Source organism: Rhodopirellula baltica SH 1 (genome assembly GCF_000196115.1).
In the GTDB taxonomy this organism is placed as follows: domain Bacteria; phylum Planctomycetota; class Planctomycetia; order Pirellulales; family Pirellulaceae; genus Rhodopirellula; species Rhodopirellula baltica.
The window spans coordinates 6,492,132-6,509,207 of the sequence record NC_005027.1; the positions used below are offsets into that span (position 1 = coordinate 6,492,132).

The 17,076-nt window shown below is 56.9% G+C and carries 12 protein-coding genes; 6 read left to right on the top strand and 6 right to left on the bottom strand.

Features of this window, described 5'->3' with window-relative positions; all coding sequences use genetic code 11:
- Positions 1-6 precede the first annotated feature (6 nt).
- The 6 genes from RB_RS25015 (at position 7) to RB_RS25040 (ending at position 7,319) form a co-directional block, all read left to right on the top strand.
- Positions 7-1,140 carry a Gfo/Idh/MocA family protein gene (locus RB_RS25015; RefSeq protein WP_007326180.1) on the top strand — a complete coding sequence of 378 codons (1,134 nt, stop codon included), beginning with the start codon at positions 7-9 and terminating at the stop codon, positions 1,138-1,140.
- Positions 1,137-2,582 (top strand): FAD-binding oxidoreductase, encoded by a 1,446-nt coding sequence (locus RB_RS25020; RefSeq protein ID WP_011123543.1) that lies wholly within the window; start codon positions 1,137-1,139, stop codon positions 2,580-2,582. The genes RB_RS25015 and RB_RS25020 overlap by 4 nt, the downstream gene beginning before the upstream one ends.
- The gene (locus RB_RS25025) at positions 2,575-3,807 is read left to right on the top strand and encodes an FAD-binding protein (RefSeq protein WP_011123544.1); all 1,233 of its coding nucleotides are present in this window, start codon (positions 2,575-2,577) and stop codon (positions 3,805-3,807) included. Before RB_RS25020 ends, RB_RS25025 begins: the two co-directional genes overlap by 8 nt.
- On the top strand, positions 3,804-5,138 hold the full coding sequence (locus tag RB_RS25030; protein WP_011123545.1) for a (Fe-S)-binding protein: 1,335 nt from the start codon (positions 3,804-3,806) through the stop codon (positions 5,136-5,138). Before RB_RS25025 ends, RB_RS25030 begins: the two co-directional genes overlap by 4 nt.
- Positions 5,139-5,148: 10 nt before the next feature.
- Positions 5,149-5,550 (top strand): hypothetical protein, encoded by a 402-nt coding sequence (locus RB_RS25035; RefSeq protein WP_007331564.1) that lies wholly within the window; start codon positions 5,149-5,151, stop codon positions 5,548-5,550.
- 299 nt (positions 5,551-5,849) lie between these two features.
- The gene (locus RB_RS25040; RefSeq protein WP_164922481.1) at positions 5,850-7,319 is read left to right on the top strand and encodes a DEAD/DEAH box helicase; all 1,470 of its coding nucleotides are present in this window, start codon (positions 5,850-5,852) and stop codon (positions 7,317-7,319) included.
- 2 nt (positions 7,320-7,321) lie between these two features.
- On the opposite strand, the gene RB_RS25045 is transcribed toward RB_RS25040, so the two are convergent.
- Genes RB_RS25045 through RB_RS25070 form a run of 6 tightly spaced genes read right to left on the bottom strand, consistent with a single transcriptional unit; the run spans position 7,322 to position 16,968 of the window.
- Positions 7,322-10,084, bottom strand: a complete 2,763-nt coding sequence (locus tag RB_RS25045; protein ID WP_011123549.1) for a hypothetical protein — start codon at positions 10,082-10,084, stop codon at positions 7,322-7,324.
- Positions 10,068-10,490 (bottom strand): ExbD/TolR family protein, encoded by a 423-nt coding sequence (locus tag RB_RS25050; protein WP_007326173.1) that lies wholly within the window; start codon positions 10,488-10,490, stop codon positions 10,068-10,070. Before RB_RS25050 ends, RB_RS25045 begins: the two co-directional genes overlap by 17 nt.
- A gap of 6 nt (positions 10,491-10,496) precedes the next feature.
- Entirely contained in the window at positions 10,497-11,456 is a 960-nt protein-coding gene (locus tag RB_RS25055) for a MotA/TolQ/ExbB proton channel family protein (RefSeq protein WP_011123551.1), read from the bottom strand.
- Positions 11,453-14,794, bottom strand: a complete 3,342-nt coding sequence (locus RB_RS25060) for a tetratricopeptide repeat protein (RefSeq protein WP_011123552.1) — start codon at positions 14,792-14,794, stop codon at positions 11,453-11,455. Before RB_RS25060 ends, RB_RS25055 begins: the two co-directional genes overlap by 4 nt.
- A gap of 51 nt (positions 14,795-14,845) precedes the next feature.
- Entirely contained in the window at positions 14,846-15,274 is a 429-nt protein-coding gene (locus tag RB_RS25065) for a DUF1844 domain-containing protein (RefSeq protein ID WP_011123553.1), read from the bottom strand.
- A gap of 38 nt (positions 15,275-15,312) precedes the next feature.
- On the bottom strand, positions 15,313-16,968 hold the full coding sequence (locus RB_RS25070) for a CTP synthase (RefSeq protein ID WP_007326169.1): 1,656 nt from the start codon (positions 16,966-16,968) through the stop codon (positions 15,313-15,315).
- Positions 16,969-17,076: the final 108 nt, after the last annotated feature.

Sequence of the window (17,076 nt, forward strand, 5' to 3'; positions counted from 1 at the left end):
CGACGAATGAAACCTCTGAACATTGGCCTGATCGGCTACGGCTTCATGGGCCGAACGCACACCAACGGATATCGCCAGGCACCTCGCTTCTTTGACCTGGAATACCATCCCGTCTTGAAAGCGGTTTGCGCTCGCAACGAAGAAAAGGCCAAAGCCTTCGCTGAGCAACAAGGTTACGAGTCGGTCGAAACCGATTGGCGGAAGCTGCTCGAACGCGATGACATTGATGCCGTCGACGTTTGCACGCCTAACAACTTGCACAAAGAAATCTCGATCGCCGCCGCAGAAGCTGGCAAGATGGTTTTGTGCGAAAAGCCTTTGGCGATGAACACCGCTGAAGGCATCGAAATGTGCGAAGCGGTTGAAAAGGCCGGAGTTCGCAACATGGTTTGGTACAACTACCGTCGCGTCCCCGCGGTGACGTTGGCGAAACAATTGATCGACGAAGGTCGGCTCGGAAAGATCTTCCACTACCGCGCCAACTTCCTGCAGGACTGGACGATCAACGCGGACGTTCCTCAAGGCGGTGCGGCAACGTGGCGTTTGGATGCGGAAGCCGCCGGCAGCGGCGTGACTGGTGACTTGCTCGCTCACTGCATCGACACCGCACTGTGGCTCAACGGCAGCATTCAAGATGTTTCGGCGGTGACGGAAACGTTTGTCAAAGAACGTGTGCACTCCGAAACCGGTGAAAAGACTCCCGTCAAAATCGATGACGCTTGTGCGTTCCATTGCCACTTCGGCAACGGTTCGCTCGGCTTGTTCGAGTCGACCCGATACGCCCGCGGTCACAAGGCGTTGTACACGCTGGAAATCAACGGCGAGAACGGTTCGCTTCGTTGGGATTTGCACGATCTGCATCGCCTCGAATTCTTCGACCACAACGACGACAGCATCGTCCGCGGATGGCGCAGCATCCACGTCAGCGATGGCGATCAGCCTTACATGGCGAATTGGTGGGTTCCCGGATTGCAGATCGGCTATGAGCACACCTTCGTGCACCAAGTCGCTGACTTCTTGAAGTCGCTGGAATCAGACCAGCCCGCTGCACCGACTTTCCGTGATGCACTGGAAACCCAACGTGTCTGCGATGCTGTGCTAGACAGTGCCGCAACACGCAGCTGGAAAGACGTGAAGTGAATCCCAGCGACCTGACTGGTTTGGCAGAGCTGTTTCCTGCCGATCGGTTTCGAACCGATCCGGCAGCCCAGGCTGCTTTTGAATCAGACGGGTTGCTCGCGTACACCGCTCGACCTCGCGGGGTGGTCTTTCCCGAGACCGCCGACGAGGTCGTGTCTGCGGTACGGTGGTGTTACGAACATCACGTGCCGGTGGTCGCTCGAGGCAGCGGCACGGGGTTGTCCGGTGGCGCGATGCCACATCGCGATGGGATTGTGATCGCGCTGAATCGGCTGAACCGAATCTTGCACGTTGATCCCGTTGAGCGAACCGCGACGGTCCAGTGCGGGGTGGTGAACCTCGCCGTTTCTAAGGCTGCTCGCCCACACGGGTTGTACTTCGCACCGGATCCGTCCAGCCAATCGGTGTGCACGATTGGTGGCAACATCGCGTTCAATTCCGGTGGGGCTCACTGCTTGAAATACGGCATGACCGCCGGGCACACGTTGGCGATGGATGTGGTTCTGGGCGATGGGACCGTGACCAGCATCGGTGGATCTTCGTTGGAGCATGCCGGGCCGGATTCCACCGGTTTCATTTGTGGCAACGAAGGCATGTTGGGGATCGCGTTGCAGGCCACATTGCGATTGCTGCCTTTGCCAGAAGTCTTTCATACCGTCTTGGTGGGTTACGACGACATTCGCGCGGCCGGGAATGCGGTTGGTGCGATCATCGCCGCGAATTTGTTGCCGGGAGCGATGGAGATCATGGACGCGATGTCGATTCGCGCCGCCGAAGCCGCCGTGGCCTGTGGCTATCCCAAGAATGCCAACAGCGTGTTGATTGTCGAACTGGAAGGTTCCGCCGAACGCGTTGCGATGGAAAAGGAAATCTTGGCCGAAGTGATCGCCAGCACCCATCCCTCGGCGGTCGAGATTGCTGCCAACGATGCCGAACGATTGGCGATTTGGAAAGGCCGCAAATCCGTGTTCTCAGCGGCGGGACGGCTCAGCCCAGACTTCATCGTGCAGGACGGTGTCGTTCCCCGGCGTTGCTTGGGCGAAGCTCTCGAACGGATCGAAGCGATGAGTCGCGAGTGTGGCGTGCCGGTCGCGAACGTCTTTCATGCTGGCGACGGCAACTTGCACCCATTGATCATGTACGACGGAAAGATCCCAGGGGCCTTTGACAAGGCCAACGACTTCGCTCATTCGATCCTTCGGTTGTGCATCGAGATGGGCGGTTCCATCACCGGCGAACACGGGGTGGGGATTGAGAAACGTGGCGTTTTTGCTGAGATGTTTGACGAACCCACGATCAATTTGATGCACCGCGTGCGAGCGGAAATGGACCCGCATGAAATTTGCAATCGCGGCAAGATGTTTCCCGATGCGGAGTCCCCTGCCCTGGCCACGTCTGGATTGCATCCGTTGGAAAAAGCGGGAGTGATCTTCCGTGAGTGACATGGAATCCAATCCTGCGTCTGCAACGACGGACAACATCGAGGCTCCCGAATCAGTACGGCACTGGGCCGATTTGATTCGCGATTGGAACGCTTCCTCGGGCAGCGATCATCTGATCCCTGTGGGGCGATGCAGCAAGCCAGGTTTGTCTCGTGTGAACCACACTGAGAAAACTGAATCAGCAAGCATCGCAGTGCGGCGTTATTCCACGCGGAAGCTTTCGGGCATCCTCCAGTACGACCCGTCCGAGTTCACCATCTCGGTCGCCTCAGGAACGCCATTGGAAGAGATCATGGCTGCGCTTTCGGCAAATGGTCAGGCTCTGCCCTTTGATCCACCGCGAGCCAAATTGGGTGCAACCATTGGTGGCTGCGTTGCCTCGGGATGGAGCGGCCCTGGTCGATGGAGATACGGCGGACTACGCGACTTCATTCTCGCCGCATCCTTCCTGGATGGTTTGGGCAACGAAGTGCATACCGGCGCGCCGGTGGTCAAGAACGCGGCTGGGTTTGATTTTCCGAAACTGATGGTCGGAAGTCTTGGCCGATTGGGAGTGTTGACTCGATTGACCTTCAAGGTCTTTCCTCAATCCGTCGAGCCGCAAACTTGGGTCGTCAGATGCGGCGACCTTGCGTCCGCAACCATGCACATGCAAACGCTGACCCGCCTGCCGGTGGAATTGGATGCGATTGAGTTGTGCCAACCAGGAATGACTGATCCGGATGATTGGTCCATCGTTTTGAAAGTGCCAGGACCGCAGGCGGTGGCAGAGTCCATCATGGATCGCGTTCAATGCAATGTCGGCGAGGCGGATACGCGAAGGCTGTCCGAAGAGCATGCCGAAAAGTCGTGGTCGAAACTGTTGCATGTCGAAGGAGATGTCGCGGTTCGAATTCCGATGACTCCGCGACAAATTGAAACCGTCGTTCAGACGTTTCCAGGTGAGTTGACTGAGCGTGGTTGGAGGATGCACTTCGGCTTGGCCGGCAATGTCCTGTTCGTTTCAGGTTCCGGCGACCTACAAGTTTTGGACTCATGGTTGATCGAGCATGGACTGGCCGGTTTGGTGCTCAACGCAAGTGATTCTTCGACGCACGGAACACAAATGGGGATGTGGCGGCATGACGAAGTGGTCATGCGAGTGGCCAAGGCGATCGATCCGCGTGGACGCTTTGCACCGTTTCAGTTCGGCGAGCGATCGCACACAAAACGCCGGGAGGCTTGATCGCCATGCAGCATGACATTCCCTTGGAAAGTTCTGGTCCTAATGCGGATGCGATGGCGGAAGCTGTCAGCACTTGCATTCGTTGTGGCTTTTGTTTGTCAGCCTGCCCGACCTATGACGTGTTGCAGCGAGAGTCCGATTCGCCGCGCGGTCGCATCATTTTGATGAAGGAAGTGTTGGAAGGGGCGATGCCGGCCGACAAAGCGGCACCACACTTGGACGCGTGCTTGGGTTGTTTGGCGTGCGAGCCCGCTTGCCCATCGGGTGTTTCGTACCGACATCTGCTCAGTCCGTATCGATCGCTTGTTCGAGAACGTACCACCGTGGCTTGGCCACAAAGGTTGCAACGTTGGTTGACCGCTCAAACGCTGCCGTATCCCAAACGATTTCGATTCGCCGCGCGGATGGGAATGATCGGCAAGAAACTCTCCGCCTTGGTGCCACCGGTGTTGCGGCCGATGTTGGAGTTGTTGCCGGAAACCTTGCCGGCCGCGAAAGAGCTGCAGCCGCGCTACGCACCGATGGGAGACCAGGTCGGCCGGGTCGCGTTGCTGGCCGGGTGTGCTCAACAAGTCCTGGCACCTCAAATCAATGAAGCCACAATTCATGTGCTGCGGCACATTGGTTTGGAAGTGGTCGTGCCGACCCAACAGAGTTGCTGTGGGTCGCTTGCCTGGCACGTCGGAGATGGTGACCGGGCGGCCAAGTTCGCTCGCAACAACGTGCGAGTGTTTGCGGGTGATCAATCGTCATTCGATGCCGTTGTGACCAACGCGGCCGGTTGCGGATCGGGCATGCAAGAGTACGGCATGATCTTGCGTGGCACCGACATCGAGTCACAGGCCAGTGATCTGGCCGGCAAGGTCAAGGACGTGTCGGTGGTGGTCTGCGAACACGCCGATCGGCTTCGGCTGAAGCGACCTGCCTTGGTCCACGAGGGCGAGGCCATTGTGCGAGTGGCCTACCACGACGCCTGCCATTTGGCCAACGCCCAAGGCGTGCGAGTGCAACCGCGTGAGTTGCTTCGCCGGGTGCCGGACGTGGAGCTGGTGGATGTGGCGGAGGCGCACTTGTGTTGCGGCTCAGCCGGAACTTACAACTTGGATCAACCCGAAACCGCGGATGAACTTGGGCGTCGGAAAGCCAAGGCCGTGATGGCAACGGGAGCCCCGATTGTGGTCAGCGGCAACATCGGTTGTTTGACGCAGTTGCAGACACATCTGAATTCGATGGCGACCGAAGCCCATCCGGCCCCGCGGGTCATGCACACGATGGAGTTTCTCAGTGCTTGTCTGAATGAATCCCCTTCACCCAATCCAATCTTGAACTGAAGCGACCTTGATGAGCGAGAATGAATTGTCCCTGAGCGAGCTGGAGTCATTGGCTCGTCAAGAAAACGTCCATGGAAAGACTGTCGATTGTCTACTCGCTTTGCAATCGGACGACGAAGAGGTTCGGACTTGGGCAGCGGAGGTTTTGTCGGGATCAGTTGAGCCGACCGCAGATGAGGAAGAAGAGATGGCCGGATTGTTGGAGACGGTGTTGTACGAAGGCGAGGACGGTGAAAGCTGGAGTCCTCTGGCGTCTGATCAGCTTTACTGGACCGCTACAATGCTCGGGCGATTGCCTCAGATCGATGCGTCCACTGCCAAAGTCCTTCAAGAACTCGCCGACACCAGTGCCGACGCACTCGCGTCGGCCGCCAAACGGGCTCGATCGGTCCTTGGACGATTGGGGAAGTGACAGAATCTCCGTCATCGGATTGCTGGGGGGCAGAAACTCGCATTCCAGCGTGTGAAAGCCGATTTGCAATGGACTTTTGAGGGCGGATAGCTAGTCTTTTGCAACAAACCGCCCGCGACGATTTTTTTCGCGACTTGGCGGTCAACGCATCCGGGTTCATTGGGTCCCTGTATCGCTCACATGGTTGTGAACGAGGGGAACACCATCTTGGTCCTGGGGCGAGTTCTAGAGCGACCAGGAAGTGGTTCAACGGGCTCGCTGATTGCACGGCTCACGCTCCGCGTGATTCGATTCCCACCTTGGACCCTGTTTTGAACAAATTTGAAGATCTGGGGCTGACTGGCCCTTTGCTGCAAGGCCTCGAGCAAGCCGGCTACGAAACTCCGACCCCCATCCAAGCTCAATCCATCCCCGAAATCCTCGACGGCAACGATGTTCTCGGTGCCGCTCAAACCGGCACTGGCAAAACGGCCGCGTTTGCTTTACCGATCCTGCAGATCATGTGGGAGGACGACCAGGAACGCCGTGAGCCATCCAAGCGTCGTGGTGGACGTCCCGGGCGACGACCCATCCGCACGTTGGTGCTTTCGCCAACTCGTGAGTTGTCCGCCCAAATCGAAGCAAATTTTCGAATCTACGGCAAAAAGACCCGGCTACGCAGCACGGTCATTTTCGGAGGTGTCAACCAAAACCCGCAAGTTCGTGAATTGCAATCTGGCGTCGACACGCTGGTTGCCACGCCCGGTCGATTGTTGGATTTGGTCAACCAAGGTTTCATCGATTTGAAGGACGTTGAAATCCTGGTTCTCGACGAAGCTGATCACATGCTCGACATGGGGTTTCTGCCCGACGTCAAACGCATCCTGAAGTTTCTGCCTCGCGATCGACAGAATCTGCTGTTCTCGGCGACCATGCCGGGACCCATTCGTAAACTGGCCGACGAAATTTTGGTCGATCCAGTCACCATTCAAATCGCACCGCAGAAGCCCACGGTCGAACGAATTGAACAATCGATTTGTTTTGTCGCTCAAGCCGACAAGCCGCGATTGCTCAATCACTTCATCGAAACGAAGGCCACCGGTTCAACGTTGGTTTTCACTCGCACCAAGCACGGTGCCGATGCGGTTGCTAGGCGATTGGTTAAAGCCGGTGTGAAAGCCGCGGCGATTCACGGCAACAAGACTCAAGCCAACCGTGTTCGGACGCTGAACAAGTTCAAAAACGATGAACTCGATGTTTTGGTGGCAACCGATGTGGCCGCTCGCGGGATCGACATCGATGGCATCCAAACCGTGATCAACTACGACACGCCCAACACTCCCGAAGCCTATGTTCACCGGATTGGCCGGACGGGGCGGGCGGGACGCGAAGGCGAGACGGTGATGTTCTGTGGTGGTCATGAGACCAAGTTCTTCATCGCGATTGAGCGAGAGATCAAACTGCAAATTCCCGTCGCGACGGGGTTGCCCGGTTGCCAACCACGGCCGTTGCAAGATCCGGAATCCGGCGACAAAGCAAGCTCGCGTTCTGGAGGTCGCTCTGGCGGCGGCGGACAAAGCGGCGGTGGTCGCTCGCGTTCTGGCTCGGGAGCTCAAGGTGGTACGGGTGGAGGATCCAAGCCCGGTGGTCGTCGCCGTCGCGGGCGAGCCGAAGGCAGCGTCAGTGGCCGCGGAAGCACGGTGGGACGCAAGTCAGCCGGCAGCGAAGCTGGCAAGTCCGGCGGTTCGAAGAACAATCGCGGACGTGGCGGACGACCCGCATCACGCTGAAGTTAGAACTCTGGTTGAGCGCCGGTTTCTTCGTAGATCGGCAAATGCCGGTAGTAGACTTCCAGATTCAGTAGGTTCATGGCGGTGACGTACAAGCGTCCGCCATGTGCACTCCATCGATCCGGCACGGGCAATTCAGGATCCCAACTGCCCGCTTCCGGTCCTCGTTTGATCTGGCTGTCGATCAGGACTGGATTGAGGTATTGATTCCAGTTGTCCCAGTGCTCGCCGCCCATGTGGAACATGACCTGAGTGGCGTAGTACCAGTAATAGGTGTCTCGTTGTGGCGCCCGATTCGTTCCGATGCTGGGCGGGAACTTAGCGATGTAGTCGGCTGCTGACTGCATGTCTTCATTCTCCCGGCTCCAACCCGAGTACATTCGCATCAAAATTCCGACCGCAGTCATTGTGGGCGATGGGCGTCGTCCGTGCGCTTGTGCGGGAGTGTTGGGAGCGAACGGGTTGTATCGGTATCGGTCGCGTTCCGTGGGGCTGGCTTTGGCCAGTTCCAACCAGCGATTGATTCCGGCATAGGTGTCCGGTTCAACATCCAGGCCAGACAGCTCGCCGCTTTTGAGTGCCATCATCATCCAACCGGTGACGCTCGTATCACTGCTGACTTGCGGTGTGTATCGCCATCCACCGCGTTGTTTATGCTGTGTTGCTTCGATGTAGTTGAGGCACATCTGAGCCGGTTCACGCAGTTCGCTGTCTTGTGTCATGCCGTACGCTTCGCACATCGCCAACGATGCAATGCCGTGCGAATAGAACGCGACGTTTTGATCGCTCAACGGGTTCTCTCGGCGATACAAATCACCATTAGTGCGTTGGTTATCGATCAGGAATTTCAGTCCTTTGGCGACAACCGGTGCGTATTGATGTTGGCGGTGTGTGTAGCCAGCACCTTGATACGCCAACAAGCACATGCCAGTTGCGGCGGTGTCAGATTGCAGCATCACCGCTTCGCCGTGCCCTTGGAGGGACCAGCTGCCGTCTTCGTTTTGCAAGGAAGCGAGATAGGCGAGGCCAAGCTCGATGGCTTCTTCCGTGGCCGGGCCGACCATCCCGGCGGGAGCTGGTGCGGCGCCACCGTTGGTGCGTTGGACTCGCCGGCTGAATTGCTCCACGGCTGCGATTGACAATCCCGCCGGTGTGACCGGGCCCCCGACATCACGTCGTTGGCGTGGGCCACGGGTGAGGTCCAAAGCCGCGATTTCCACCGGTTCATCGGATGGGACAATACCGGCCTTTTCGGCTCGTTCAACGGATAGCCCGGCGGGACCTTCCGGGGCGTTCAGGTCGAAGACCGGATCCGCGGTCATCGCCAATTCGTTCAGTGAAGACTCTGAGTCGCGGGCTGAGTCGCGTGAGCGAGTGTCGTCGATGAGGTCGCGATCCGCGGCTGCGTCGGATGCTTCTGGATCAGTGTTGTCAGTCGATGCATCGGCCAGCATCGCTGCGATCGCCCCCGAATCGGGCCCCGGTCCCGTCGAACCGCTTCGTTGTCCAACGCTTCGTCGTTTGGCTGATCGAGGCCGGCTGAGTGCTTGATTGGTGGCGTCCGGGATTCCCGCCATCGTGGCCAAGCGCGCAGCTTGTGGTAGATCGCCCTGCCCCGTCGTCGGAGCATTGTTAAGTGCCGCCATGGCGGATTCACCCGGTGACAGTGTCACGTTTGCGCCCACCGCTTGGCTGGTTCGCTGAACAGGTGCGAGTTCTGGTGTAAGCATCCGCTCGGCGTCGACCTCGATCTTCGCGATCGAAACGGTCGGCGGAGTTGGAGCGGCTCCCGCCGCGGATTGCCTGGTCGGTCTTTGGCGTTGGCTTCGTTCGCGGGCAATCCCTGCCGATCCAACCGTCGGCAACGATTCCGCCATCGCACGCATTGTCGGCACGGGCGCCGGCGCCGGATCGCGGCTGGGTGTCGGCGCCATATCGGCCGACATGGCGATGGACGCTCCGCTACGCTGTCGTTTTGCCGCCGCGGACGTTGATTTCTCTGTCGGCGATTGATCCGCCGATGGTGCCACCGACGTATCAATCTCGGGTGCTTGCGGTGCCGATTGCGATTGAGGAGCAGGCTCGGTTGGTTGGCGACGTCGAGCCAACCGGGAAGGCGAGTCGGATGGTTGTGGCTTTGCCATTTCTGGCTGCACGCGTTCCATCAAAAACTTTTCTGGTTCTCGCGGTTGCTCTGCGTTGGGACGCGGAACTTCCAGTCGAGGTGCTGAACGTTTCACCGGCGGCATCTGTCGTTGTTCGAGAGGGATGACCTGCGACGTTGTTTCTGCGTCGACGGGTTGCGACCAATCCGGAGTCACCGCGTTGGATTCGTCTGGCTTTTGAAACAGGTATTCAGGAACCGTTTTGCGGATCGGAGATCGGTCCGGCTTCACTCCGGCAAATGCCTCGGGGAAGTAGTGTGGAAAGATCATCCACTGCACCGCCAATACGACCAACAACAAGTGCACGAAGATGCTGAAGAGGAAACCGAGCTGAAACGACTTCTGAACGTATTTTGACGCGATCTGGTGCAGCGTGAATGCGGACACAGCACCAATCAAAGGCACCGCAATCACGTAGGTCCACGCGTTGTACATCGGACGTGGGTCATCAAACGACAGATAACCCAAGATGATGTAAAGGATCAGACCGGTCAACGAAATCAACGCGACGTCGAGCGGCCACATGCGCTCGTCATCGGGATCTGAGATCTCGTCAAATAGGTTAGGGTCTTTACTCAATTGATCAGCCTGCCGGCCCATCTTTGGTGGAAACCGAGTAGTCGCTCACACCGGTGCGATTGCACACATCCATCACATTCACGACCGGCTGAAAGCTGGTGTTCTGGTCGGCGCGGATCACGACCGTTTGGTTGGTCGGGTTGCTCGCGACCGCTTTTTGCAGCAGTAGTTCGAGCTCTTTCAGCGGGGTAGCTTTCCCGCGGAGGAAGACCGTTCCATCAGCGTCGATATCAACGACGACCTCGCGAGGTTTACTGGTCATTGGCACGGCGCTGGTTGCCGATGGCAGCACAATGTCGAGCTGACGTTCCTCGTCTTCAAATTCGCTGGTGACCAGAAAGAAAATCAGCAACAGGAAAACCACGTCAATCAACGGGGTCAGACTGAGTGTCCCGGCGACGTTGGATCGTTTGAGTTGAACAGCCATGATCGATCACGAAGTGGTGACGGGAGGCGGCGAATGAATGGCCATCGGCGGTGGCGCACCATTATCAAGTGGACGCAGTTGTCCTTCGGCATCCATTCGAGATCGACCGACGAACCGCACCAATCCCGGAGCGATGACGAATGCCATCTCCTCAATACGATGGAACAATTTTGCAATGCGGTTCTCGAGATACTGAGCCAAAATAGCGGCAGGAATGGCAACGGCCAGTCCAGCCAGGGTGGTCACCAGTGCGGTGTAAATCCCTTCTGACAATTGTTCGCTGCGGCTGCGATCTGCCGTCAGTGTGCTCGATTCATGGAAGGCAACGATCATGCCCCACACCGTTCCGAGCAGCCCCATCAACGGTGTCGCGGCCGCGGCGAGTGTCAGCCAACGAACGGGGCCGGCGTAACGATCCGCTTCGCGTTGCAGGGCATCGCTGGCGGTCCGTTCAATATCGCCGAGTGGTTGACCGGTTCGCATCAGCATCGCCGATATCACACGAGCGGCCGGCGAAGGGTTTTCAACACAAATCTCTTGTGCGGTGCTGGGTGGAAACGTTTCGTGCGTCGCAGCCAAATCGCTGATCTGATTGACGAGCGACCGTGGCAGGATCTTTTCAGTGCGAAGCGACAGGGTTCGCTCAACTGACAACGTCACAACCAACATGCTCATCAATCCGATCGGAATCATGAAGCGACCGCCGCGAGCGATCAACGACAGCAAATCGATTCCCGATGGTTGGTCAGATCCTGGTTGTTGAATCGGTTCATCGTTCATGACCGACTGGATGTCAGAAGCATCGACGATGCCCTCGGTTGCACCCGCCGGTTCCGCAGCGTCCTGAGCCGACACGGATTGCGACAAGAACTGTCCCGGTACTGCGGTGATCAACAATGCGGCCCACAAGACAGCGATGACTAATGTCGTGCGCTGTCGTCGGCGGTCGTTGGAAAGAAATCTCACGGTGCTTTCAGTGCCTCCGCCCGCTGCTTGGCCTTGGCGGCCAATTCGTGCCCGGGGTGTTGATCGATCACGTACTGGTAAAAATCCTTGGCGAACTTGGCTGCCTTTGCTTTGGCAGCATCCGTTTGCGCTGACTGCTGGAGCAGTTCCGCACACCGACCCGCTTCAAACCCGCTCTTGGCTTGCCAATTCTTGATGACTGGGTCCGCCTTGTCCGCCCCAAATCCAAACATGACTCGCTGAAATTCTGGAATCGCTTTGTCGAACGTTTTGTTCGCGAAGTGAATTTCACCCATCATGAACCGAGCCCGAGCAGCAATTTCGCTTCGGAAATTGTCCGCGACCTCGGAATAGAATTTCAATGCCTTTTCGTCGTCTCCCGCGTTCTGGGCGGCGAATCCGATCTCATAGAACACTTGGGGAAGATAGGTTGTGGCCGGGAATCTTTCTCGGAGAGCGTCGTACCATCCAATCGCGTCCTCATATTGACCCAATTGGGCTGCACTTTGCCCACCGTGCAGCAGGATCAATTCGCGAACCTGCCGTTCGGCTTTGTCACGGACCGTTTTCGCGGAATCATTGTCGGCTTCAATCTTCTCGCGTGCCTTGGTGTAGGCCCGCAGAGCCGTTTCGTACTGTTCCTGTTTGAAGCGAGATTCGCCAATCATCATCATCGAATCCAGCAGCAAACCGCCCTGCTGGACTTCGACGTATTGACGTTTGAAGGCGGCTTCCGCTTCGGCGTACTTTTGTTGCTTGTAAAAGCACCACCCCAACCGATACAGCGATTTTTCTTTCAGGTCCAAATCATTGGATTTGTCGGCTGCGATCTGAAATGCTGCTGCCGCGTCGCCCCATTTCGAATTGCGATAGTGATCTTGTCCGACAAAGTAGGCCGCGTCGGCGACCAAGGCGTTGTCCGGGTATTTCGCGATCAGTTGTTCAAACTTGGTAAGGGCTTGATCATCCTTTCCGCTTTCGCGGAGTGACCAACCGAGTTCGTAAAGCACCTTGTCCATGTCGGGATAGTCAGGGACTTCGTCGACGATCCGTTGCAAGGATTCGGCCGCTTGAACCGTTTGCGATGCGTTTTGGTCCAACAACGCCAGTTCGTACAAGGCATGTCCAAGGTTGTTGCCGGTTGGCTTCGAATCCAAGTACGCGTTCAAGTCGTTTCGCGAATCGGCCTCGCGATTCAGATGTCGGTAAGCAATCCCTCGCGATAGCAGCGCATCGTCGCTCAACGTGTGATCGGGGTTCTGGTCGATCAGCTCTGAGAAAGACTCGGCGGCACGCTCGTGTTGTTGTGATTGCAGTTCGGCCATGCCTTTGGCATAGCGAGCAAAAGGCAACAAACCAGCATCCCGCTTGGATGCCAGAATCGGTTCAAAGTATTCGATTGCGGCAGCGTATTGCTGTTCGCCGTTGGCCAATTGCCCCAGTTTGTATCGGGCTTGGTCAGCCATGCGGCTTTCGCCATTGCTGCGAATGAGTTCTTTCCAAATGCCCTCCGCGGCCTCGCGATTTCCTGCGGTCAATTGCGATTGACCGGCCATCAGGAAAGCTTCGTCCGAACGAGCCCACTGTGGCGCAGCCTCTCGGCTGGCCTGAAATGTTTTGGCGGCTTGAGCTGCATCGCCACTGGACAGTTCTGCTTGGCCAGCCAGCAGCAATGCCTCGGCCTTCTGCTCCGGCGTATTCATCGCCTCCAAATTTTCACGAACCAACTTGGCGGTCTTTGTAGGTTCGCCGGCTGCTTTCCAGGCTGTTGCCCCACGCAAAATCCACGTCGCGAGTTGCGGGTGATCGCGGTGTTTGGCGTCATCAATCAGTGTTTGGTAACGCTCCGCCGCGGACGATGCATCGCCGGACGCGAGTAAAGCCTCCGCACCGACGAACGAAGCATCCGGTGCGAGCGGATCACTCGAGAACTTCGATTCGAACGAATCAGCCAGCTTCACGGCTTGTTCGGTGTTCCCAAGTTGAAGAGCAACGAATGCCGCGTTGTAGAGAGCGCGTGGTGCGAGGGGATGGTCCGAATGTTCGCTTGCGATGGATTGGTATTGTTCAAAAGCATCGTTCAATCGGTCTGGCTGCAATGACAATGCTTCCGCCGCATCCAGCTTGAGAGCGACAGCAAAGCTGCCCTGAGGACCTTTGGCAATCAATTCTGATGCGACATCGTAGGCCGATTTGGCCGCTTCTGCTGTCCTGGATGGATCGCGGTTGGCGATGCCCAAATCAATTCGGGCCAGCCAGTGTGCCGATTCGGTTGCGGCGACAGGGTCCGTCCCTTGGAGGACGTCGCGGAATCGCGAAGCGGCGCCCGAGAGGTCTCCCGCTTGATAGAGCGTTTGAGCGGAAGCCAAGGTGGCCGCGGCAGCGTAAGGCGATTGAGGGAATTGTGTCAGAAGCTTTTCGTATGACGCGGACGCTTTCGTTGGATCACCGTCTTGGGCGTAGGCGTAGCCTTGGCGGAAAAAAGAGTAAGCCTTGTCTTCCGCGGTAGCGTCTGCATTGGTTACGACCGAGTCGAAACGCTCGACGGCTTTTTGCATTTCGCCCTGCAACAAATGCATGTCGCCCATGCGGATCTCGACATCGACTACCAAGTCCGAGTCGGCGCATGCCTGGAGCAATTGTTGGTAGGACGATTGGGCTTGGTCGTAGTTTTTTTGTTCCTCCAACGCGACGCCTCGAGCGTAGAGAGCATCGCACCGCAGCGCGGAACTCGCGATGTCATCGAGCTTCATCATCGCGTTGTAGGACTCGATGGCCTTGTCCAATTCACCGAGTGCGTACTGGGCTTCACCTCGATAGAAGTACGCTCGGTCGAGCAATCGCGAATCAGGGATTTCTTTGATCAGCGTGTCGTAGGTCGCGATTGATTCGCGGAGCAATTTTGGATCCGCTTCTTCGCCTGTTCCGGCAGCGGCGTAAAGGCACCAACCTCGGTTGGACAAGCTTTCTTCGCGAAGGTCGTATTTGGTGTCTTCGAGCGCGGTTTTGAAAGCTTCGGCAGCAGCTTTCAGATCGGGCGTGTCCTGTTGCATGTAGCAAACGCCCAGGTAGTGCGATGCTTTGGACGCCAGCGGGCTGCTCGGGTATTCCTTCAGGAATTTCCTCCACGTATCGACCGCCAATCCGATCGCACCGTTGGTTTGGAAGTTCGCCGCGTCCGCATACAGAGCAACAGCCGCGGAATCTTCGACAGGCTCATCCTGAGCAACCAGGCGATGCGCCGGCCAGTTCGAGGCCGCGATGATCGCTAGCAACAAACCAGCGACGCGGAAGAAACGCGATTGGCCGAACAACGGTGTTCGATCGGTGGATGGCATGGCAGCAGATAGCGAGTGCGAGAAGCGAATCCGAGAAACCAGCGTTTCACTCTAACCGCGTGTGCTGACGTAGGCCATCCTCAACGCGTGCGTGGCTTCGGTCAACATCTTCGATTCGTCGTCGGACAAGTTGCCTTTGGTCTTTTCCGACAACACTTCGAGCGTGTCGATGGAGTGTTTCGCCATCGGTTTGTCGACACGGCCTTCTTCTTGGCCCGGCATGGGGATCTGGCCCAGTGAGCTCATTCCCTGTGTGAACAACATTGACACCAAAACTTCGAAACTGGCCGGTGGGAGCTTGGATCCCGCGGATTCAGCGGAGGCTTCTTTGGTTTCAGCCACAGAATCGCTGCTGGACTCAATTTCGGTTTGGTTGGCCAGAGTTTCTTTCTCTTTGGCGACTTGTTCTTTCCAATCCGAGTCCACCACGATTTGAGGCGACTCGTCTGTTTCGTTTTCTTTTGGATCAGAGTTTGTCATGGCAAATCAGGTAAAGAGGGGGAGGAGACTGTATCGGTTCAGGAAGCGGTTGGCTTCTCTGTCTCCGAGGCAATTTCTTCGGTTACGCGTTGTTTGCGACGGTTGATCGCTGCTTCGATAAAATCGGTGAACAACGGATGCGATTTCAACGGCTTGCTCTTGAATTCGGGGTGGAATTGAGCCGCCACGAACCACGGGTGGGAATCGATTTCGACGATTTCAACCAACCCACCGTCGGGGCTCAATCCAGTGAAACGCATGCCAGCGTCTTCGAAAGCCTTGCGATACTCATTGTTGAATTCGTAACGGTGTCGGTGTCGTTCGTCGATCTCTTCGCGACCGTACGCCTGGATGGCTTTTGAGTCGGCGACCAATCGAGACGGCTGGCTTCCCAAACGCATCGTGCCGCCCAAGTCGATCACGTTTTGTTGTTCGTCCAACAAACAAATGACCGGATGAGGTGTGTCTTTGTCAAATTCGGTCGAGTGAGCTTTTTCCAGTCCCAGCACATTGCGGCCGTATTCGATGACTGCCGTTTGCATGCCCAAGCAAATGCCAAAGAACGGCACGTTTCTCTCGCGAGCAAACTGGATCGCTTGGACCTTGCCCTCAACGCCTCGTTCGCCAAAGCCACCCGGAACAAGGATGCCGTGGAATCCACTCAGCAATCGCTCAGCACCTTCGCGTTCAATGTCGCTGCTTTGAATGCGTCCGATTCGGATCTGCGCGTCATGGTGCATGCCCGCGTGATCGAGTGATTCGTAGATCGATTTGTATGCGTCTTTGTGCTCGGCGTATTTACCGACGACCGCGATCGAAATTTCGTGCCGTGGATTGCGCAATCGATGCAGCAAGTCATTCCACGGGGTCATGTCCAAACTGCCTGCTGAAGTCAGCCCGAGTTTCTTGACGATCAACTCGTCGAGTTTGTTGTCGACGAGCGACAATGGAACTTCGTAGATCGAAAAGTCTTTGTCCTTTTCTTCGATGACCGCTTCCGGTTCCACGTTGCAGAACAAAGCAATCTTGTCTCGGTCATCACGGCTGATCGATTGTTCGCAGCGGCAAACCAATACGTCCGGTTGAATTCCGATTTCACGCAGTTGACCGACCGAGTGTTGAGTCGGTTTGGTTTTCAGTTCGTCAGCGGCCTTCAGGTATGGCACCAATGTCAGGTGCATGTACAAGCAATTTTCGCGACCGGCATCGAGTGAGAATTGACGAATCGCTTCGAGAAAAGGGAGGCTCTCGATGTCACCGACCGTGCCACCAATCTCGGTGATCACAACGTCGACGTCATCGCCGCCCATGCGTTTGATGACGCGTTTGATTTCGTTGGTGACGTGCGGGATGACCTGAACGGTTTTGCCGAGGAACTGGCCTCGTCGCTCTTTTTCGATCACCGAAAGATAAATCTGTCCGGTGGTGTAATTGCAATCGCGATTCAGCTTGCCCGACGTGAATCGTTCATAGTGGCCGAGGTCGAGATCGGTTTCGGACCCATCGTCCAAAACGTAAACCTCGCCGTGTTGGTAGGGACTCATCGTCCCCGGATCAACGTTGATGTACGGATCCAGTTTCTGCATTCGAACCCGCAGTCCGCGGCGTTCGAGAACCATGCCTATGGATGCACTGGTCAGGCCTTTGCCGAGAGAACTGACAACGCCGCCGGTAACAAAAATGTGTTTAGTCATGTCCGAAAATCATACCGTGATGGAATGTTTTCGGAAGCGGCGTTGACGACCCGATCGTTCGATTGCGGGGGATTGTCGCGAGAAGACCCGCTAGAGGGTGTTGGGATG